Annotated in this window: 2 protein-coding genes; one reads left to right on the top strand and one right to left on the bottom strand. The window is 68.4% G+C overall.

Annotated features, from left to right (window positions below; all coding sequences use genetic code 11):
* Positions 1-167: 167 nt before the first annotated feature.
* A complete protein-coding gene (locus SACPADRAFT_RS0217840; protein WP_233357207.1) occupies positions 168-827 on the bottom strand; it encodes an Abi family protein in 660 nt (219 codons plus the stop codon).
* 389 nt (positions 828-1216) lie between these two features.
* Here SACPADRAFT_RS0217840 and SACPADRAFT_RS0217835 point away from each other — a divergent pair.
* On the top strand, positions 1217-2563 hold a 1347-nt coding region (locus SACPADRAFT_RS0217835; RefSeq protein ID WP_007027236.1), incomplete at its 3' end, for a DHA2 family efflux MFS transporter permease subunit.

Raw genomic sequence — 2563 nt, 5'->3', positions numbered from 1 at the left:
GGAATTCCCCGCCACCACGTTCGTGTGTGCGCAATCGGGCGAAACGGTCGCTTTTGTAGCCGTTCCGACCAGAACGGTGCGGGCCGGCCCAGCACCCGACGCAGTACCGTTTCCGCTGTGAAACAGCAGCCGCGGAGAGTAGCTTGACCGTTGGTGATAATCCCGCGTCAGCCGATGTGTCGGCTCCAGAAGGGGTCGTCCGCCCAGGCCTCGGGAATGCCCATACCTGAACGGTTCCACCCCGGACGAGCGGCCACGAGTTCATGAAGCCGCCGTGCCCAGCTGCTGCGGGGCGAGACCGAGTCGAGTACGGACTGGAGCGAGACGAGAACCGGGTAGAGACGCTTCTTCGACCTGTCCGGGAGCGCCTCCTGCGAGCACAGCCACGAGATCGTGGGCGAGTTCGGGATCGCCGGGTAGACGCCGAGGCCAACGTTCCACAGCCGCCCGTGGTGAGCGCAGATGTTGCGCACGCGTACGTAGGTCCGCATCCAGGATCTGAGCACCTTCTCGTTCAGTCCCACGCTGGCCGCGATCGCGCTCCTGTCCACCTTCAACCGCAGGTTGCGAATCATGTGGTCCAACTGGCCGATGGTGAGGGTCTCGACCATGAGCCACGAGGGCGGCAGCTCCGGCGACCCATAGGTGGCCAGGTAGTGCTCGAGCGCAGAACGATGAACAAGCATGCCCTCACCGGCTTCGGGCGGAGCGCTGAGTTGCTCATGACACATTCTCTTGATGATCTGCAGCAGCCCACTGTGCTTGCTCGCATCTTGGAAGTGCACCGGGTCCAGGTACCAGTGCGGATCGCTATGGGCGGTCGACATGTGATCAGGCGGTCGGAACATGTACGCTCCTACTCCCGGACAGAAAAAATCCCCAAAGTGCGCTTCCGTGGAGAGGCGTGGGGGATGTAGTCACAGCAGACTAGCACGAGCAGCCGTCAGCTGCATTCTCCTCCGGAACCAGTGGCGCCTGACCTGCACAGTCGAACTCTCCCGCTGCCGGTGCGGGCGGGCCGCACCACACCAACGCGGTCCACGTGGCCTCCCTCACAGGTCCCGTCCGCGGCAATTGCGTCGCCCGTCCGCCCACGCGGAGGCTAACCTGGCATTCACCCGGTGACGCATGCACCGCGACACCGTCGTCGTTCCTCTCGCGGTCTCCGGGTCCGGCCCGGCACAGCACCTCCGTCCCTTTGGAGCCGCACCCTCCCATGACCGACACCGTGAGCCCGCCGACCACGGATTCCGACCCGGGCACCCCCGCGCCGAAGGCGACCCTGCTGATCGGCGTGCTGGTGGTCTCGGCCTTCGTGATGATCCTCAACGAGACCATCCTCAGCGTCGCGCTGCGCGACCTCAGCGTCGACCTGAACGTGCCGACCACCACGGCACAGTGGCTGACCAGCGGGTTCCTGCTGACGATGGCGGTGGTCATCCCGACGACCGGGTTCCTGCTGGAGCGGTTCACCCCGCGCCAGATCTTCCTCGCCTCGCTGACCCTGTTCTCCACGGGCACGGTGGTCGCCGCCCTGGCACCGAGCTTCGGGGTCCTGCTCACCGGGCGCGTGGTGCAGGCCACCGGCACGGCCGTGATGCTGCCGCTGCTGATGACCTCGGTGATGCGCCTGGTCCCGGCGCACCGGCGCGGCGCGACGATGGGCACCATCACCATCGTCATCGCGGTCGCGCCCGCGGTCGGGCCGACAATCGGCGGGGCGGTGCTGGCGTCGCTGGGCTGGCGCTGGATGTTCTGGATCGTGCTGCCGCTGGCGCTGACCGCCCTGGTCATCGGGGCGGTGTGGTTGCACCTCGACAACCCGACGCGGCGGCTGCCGCTCGACCTCGTCTCGGTCGTGCTGTCCGCGATCGGCTTCGGCGGCCTGCTCTACGGCCTCTCGTCCTTCGGGGAAGGAGGCGGCGGGCACCCGGTACCGCCGTGGGCACCGATCGTGGTCGGTCTCGCCGCGCTCACCGTGTTCGTGCTGCGCCAGACCCGGCTGCAACGGCACGACCGCGCGCTGCTGGACCTCCGCCCGTTCACCCACCGCAGCTTCACGGTCGCGCTGGTGCTGGCCGCACTGCTGTTCATGTGCCTGCTCGGCGCAGGCGCGATCATGCTGCCGCTGTTCCTGCAGACCGTGCTGGACACCAGCACGTTCGTCAGCGGCCTGGCGGTGCTGCCCGGTGGCCTGGTCCTCGGACTGCTCGGCCGCCCGGTGGGCGCGTTGTTCGACCGCGTCGGGGCCCGGCCGCTGGTGATCCCCGGCGCGTCGGCGATGGCCGTGTCGCTGTGGCTGTTCACCCTGCTCGGGCCGGGGTCGCCGCTGGTGCTGGTGATCGGCATCCACATCGTGCTGATGACGGGACTCGCCCTGATGATGACGCCGCTGATGACCGAAGCGCTCGGGAGTCTGCCCGACCACCTCTACTCCCACGGCAGCGCCATCCTCACCACGCTGCAACAACTCGCGGGCGCACTCGGCACGGCGGTCTTCGTGACCGTCGCCGCCGTCGGCAGCGCCGGTGGCGGCGGCGCGGGCCCGGACGCCGACGGCCTG

Origin of the sequence: Saccharomonospora iraqiensis subsp. paurometabolica YIM 90007, assembly GCF_000231035.2 — a bacterium.
GTDB lineage: Bacteria > Actinomycetota > Actinomycetes > Mycobacteriales > Pseudonocardiaceae > Saccharomonospora > Saccharomonospora paurometabolica.
The sequence above is the reverse complement of the archived record's forward strand: the minus strand, read 5'-3'. Positions and strand labels throughout refer to the sequence as shown.